Raw genomic sequence first — 935 nt, forward strand, 5'->3', positions numbered from 1 at the left:
GCTAAGACATGAAGAAAATTCTAGTTTCCCGTGCCTTGACCGATGCGGTCATGCAGCGCGCCCATGCCAGCTATGATATCACGCTGCGCAAGAGTGATAGCCCTATGAGCGCGGCTGAAATGCGCTCCTCACTCGTGCTCTATGATGGAATGATCCCAACGTTGGGCGATATGTTCTCAGCTGATATTTTTGCAGAATTTGGCCGCACCAAATGCAAAATTCTGGCCAACTTCGGAGTTGGCATCAACCACATCGATGTCGCCGCTGCCCGTGATCACGGCATTACCGTAACAAACACACCTGGCGCGGTCACAGACGCCACCGCCGATATCGGCCTGACGCTTCTCTTGATGTCCGCCCGCCGCGCAGGCGAAGGCGAGCGCCTCGCCCGATCGGGCAATTGGGCGGGCTGGACCCCGACCCAGATGCTTGGCAGCCACGTCACAGGCAAAACCGTCGGCATTGTCGGCATGGGCCGGATCGGACAAGCCATCGCACGGCGCTGTCACTTCGGCTTTGGCATGAGCGTCAAGTTTTTCAATCGCTCGCCCAAAGAAGTTGAGTTCCCCGCCACGCAAATCGCGCGTCTTGACGCCCTCGCCGCCGAAGTCGACTTTCTCGTCGTCGCCACACCGGGCGGCGCAGAAACGACCCACCTGATCAACAAAAGCATCTTTGACGCCATGAAGCCAACCGCGCATTTCATCAATATCGCGCGCGGTGAAATTGTTGACGAAACCGCCCTGATCGCAGCCCTTGAAGCGCGCGCCATTGCGGGCGCGGGCCTTGACGTCTATGAGCACGAACCCATCGTGCCGGAGGCGCTGCGCAAGCTTGAGAGCGTCACGCTGCTGCCCCATCTTGGCACAGCCACAGAAGAGGTGCGTGACGCCATGGGCCACATGAGCCTTGATAACCTTGACGCCTTCTTTGCG

1 protein-coding gene is annotated in these 935 nt (G+C 58.8%); it reads left to right on the top strand.

Features of this window, described 5'->3' with window-relative positions; all coding sequences use genetic code 11:
• Positions 1-8: 8 nt before the first annotated feature.
• A partial coding sequence (locus ACTF58_RS08955; RefSeq protein ID WP_438991634.1) for a 2-hydroxyacid dehydrogenase occupies positions 9-935 on the top strand: 927 nt, incomplete at its 3' end.

The sequence above is a fragment of the Lentibacter sp. genome (genome assembly GCF_965657785.1).
Classification (GTDB): Bacteria; Pseudomonadota; Alphaproteobacteria; order Rhodobacterales; family Rhodobacteraceae; genus Lentibacter.